Origin of the sequence: Allobosea sp. CER48 (assembly GCF_044752385.1) — a bacterium.
In the GTDB taxonomy this organism is placed as follows: domain Bacteria; phylum Pseudomonadota; class Alphaproteobacteria; order Rhizobiales; family Beijerinckiaceae; genus Allobosea.
Genome location: NZ_JBIWYK010000436.1, coordinates 1 through 2572, shown reverse-complemented (window position 1 = coordinate 2572; position 2572 = coordinate 1). Strand labels below are relative to the sequence as shown.

The 2572-nt window shown below is 65.0% G+C and carries 2 protein-coding genes; one reads left to right on the top strand and one right to left on the bottom strand.

Going from position 1 to position 2572, the window contains the following annotated elements:
* The first annotated feature begins 10 nt into the window (after nucleotides 1-10).
* Nucleotides 11-703, top strand: coding sequence for a GntR family transcriptional regulator (locus tag ACIPIA_RS14000; protein ID WP_400510428.1), 693 nt, complete (start codon nucleotides 11-13; stop codon nucleotides 701-703).
* 46 nt (nucleotides 704-749) lie between these two features.
* Here ACIPIA_RS14000 and ACIPIA_RS13995 read toward each other — a convergent pair whose 3' ends face one another.
* Nucleotides 750-2537 carry a peptide ABC transporter substrate-binding protein gene (locus ACIPIA_RS13995; RefSeq protein WP_400510426.1) on the bottom strand — a complete coding sequence of 596 codons (1788 nt, stop codon included), beginning with the start codon at nucleotides 2535-2537 and terminating at the stop codon, nucleotides 750-752.
* Between the last annotated feature and the right edge of the window lie 35 nt (nucleotides 2538-2572).

The window sequence follows — 2572 nt, the reverse complement described above, 5'->3', positions numbered from 1 at the left end:
AGGGCGCGCGATGGCGGACACGGCTCCGGATCTGGGTGGCGAGGAGGTCGCCGCTCTGTCGACGGGCGAGCAGGCCTATGAGCGCATTCGGCAGGATATCGTGTTCGGGCGCCTGCAGCCGGGCCAGCGGCTCACGCTCGACAAGCTGCGGCCGGTCTACGGGGTCGGCATCAGCACGCTTCGCGAGATCCTTAACCGCCTGGCACCGGAGGGATTCGTCGTTGCCGAGGGGCAGCGGGGCTTTCAGGTGGCACCCTGCACCGCCAGCGAACTCCAGGAACTCGCCGAGCTCAGGCTGCTGATCGAGAGCCATGCGCTGGCGCAATCCTTCGCAGCCGGCGACATGGAGTGGGAAGGGCGCGTCGTTGCGGCCCATCACAAGCTCGCGCGCATGGAGGAGCGCCTGGTCGCCGGCGACGATTCCGGCACGCAGCAATGGAAGCGTTACGATTTCGAGTTCCACCAGGCGCTGGTTTCGGCCTGCGGGTCCCGCGCGCTGCTCGATCTCCACGCCGGAATCTTCGAGCGCTATCTGCGCTACCAGATGGTGTTCTTCATCTTCTGGGGGCCGACATCGATCGGCGAGCATCGCGCATTGCTCGACTGTGCCTTGCGCCGCGACGCAGGCGAGGGGCAGCGGCTGCTGCACGGCCATATCCATGGCTGCATCGACGTCGCCCTGGAACGGGGCCTGCTGGACTAACGGACCGGCCCGTTAAGGGCCGGTCCGGTCGTAAAGGCGTGCCCGCTCAGGTGCGATACCAGGCCGGCAGGTTCCAGGTCGTGACCTCCCAGCCTGAGATGTCTGCCTCCAGATTATTGGCGGAGGCGCCGACGACCGTGCGGGACAGGACCGGAAGCAGGATATTGGCCTCGCAGAAGATCTCGTTGACCTTGATCAGCAGCGCGGCGCGTTTGGCGGGATCGAACTCCTTCTGCGCGGCCTTGTAGGCCTTGTCCGCCTCGGGGTCCGAGTAGCGGGAGACGTTGCGGCCGAGCCACTTGTTCTCCTTGTTGGCGATCTCCCAGGAGACGAGCTGGTTGAGGAAGCGCTCCGGGTCGGGCTGCGGCTGCGTCGTGGTGTACATCTCCATGTCGCAGTACAGCTTGGTATAGGTGTCGGGATTGGCGACGTCGGACGAGAAATAGACCGACGCGGTGACCGACTTGAGCTCGAGGTCGATGCCGGCGCGCTGGCAGGCCTGCTTGATGATGGCCTGTGTCTTCTGGCGCGGGGCGTTGATCGAGGTCTGGAAGACGTATTTGAGCCGCTTGCCATCCTTCTCGCGGATGCCGTCGGCGCCCTTCTTCCAGCCGGCGTCGTCGAGGATCTTGTTCGCCTTGTCGACGTTGAACTCGTATTTCAGCTTGGTCGACTTGAACTGCTTGGGTTCGTTGACGAAGCTCGCGGTCGCGGTGCCGCCGCGGCCATAGATGAACTTCTGGATCGAGTCGCGGTCGATCAGCAGGTTGATCGCCTGGCGCACGGCCGGGTCCGACAGGGTCGGGTGCTTGGTCTTGACGCTGGAGCGCTCGCCATCGACCTCGGTCCATGGGTCGGTCGGGTTCAGGATGATGAACTCGACGTCACCGCCGGGGACGGCCACCACCTTGCCGCGGCCGCCGGTCTCCATGCGCTTGAGCACTTCGTCCTCGACCTGCATGTTCCAGGCGTAGTCGTACTCGCCGGTCTGGAGCACGGCGCGTGCGGCCGAGACCGCGTCGCCGCCGCCCTTGACCTCCAGCGTGTCGAAATGCGGCTGGTTCTTGACGTGATAGTCCTCGTTGCGGACGCCGGTCAGGATGTCGCCCGGCTTGAAGTCGACGAACTTGTAGGCGCCGGTGCCGACAGGCTTCAGGTTCGCGGGGGCCTCGCGCGACTTGGCGCCCTTGTACTCGCCGAAATGGTGCTTCGGGATGATCATGCCGGCGACGCCGACGAAGGGATCGGCCCAGAACGGCGTCGGATCCTTGAAGATCACCTTGACCGTGTGCGCGTCGATCTTCTCGACCTTGATATTGGTGTAGGAGCCGGTCGTGTAGGCGGCGGTGGCAGGATCGGCGGCGTACTCCCAGGTGAAGATCACGTCGTCGGCGGTGAAGGGCTTGCCGTCATGCCACTTCACGCCCTGCTTCAGTTTCCAGATGACCTCCTTGCCGTCGGCGGAGAGGCCGCCATTGGCCTTGCTCGGAATCTCGGCGGCGAGCTGCGGGAAGAGGTTGCCCTCCTTGTCCCAGCCGGCGAGCGGCTCGAAGAAGATGCGCGAGGCGATCTGGTCCTTGGTGCCCGAGGCGAAATGCGGGTTGAGCAGGGTCGGCGCCTGCCAGAGCAGGATCTTCAGCGGCCCGCCGCCGCCGGCCTTGGTCGGCTTGTATTGCAGCGCCGCATTCGCCATCGCGACGTCGTTCCAGGCGAGAATCTGGCTCGCGATCGGCGCGGTGATGCCCACCGCCGCCATCCTCTGGATGAAGGAGCGTCGCGACAGCGTGCCTTCCTTCACATCCGCGATCATGCCGCGGATTTCCCCTTCGTTCATCCTGTCTCTCCACCTCTGTCAGCAGGGTTCCCCAA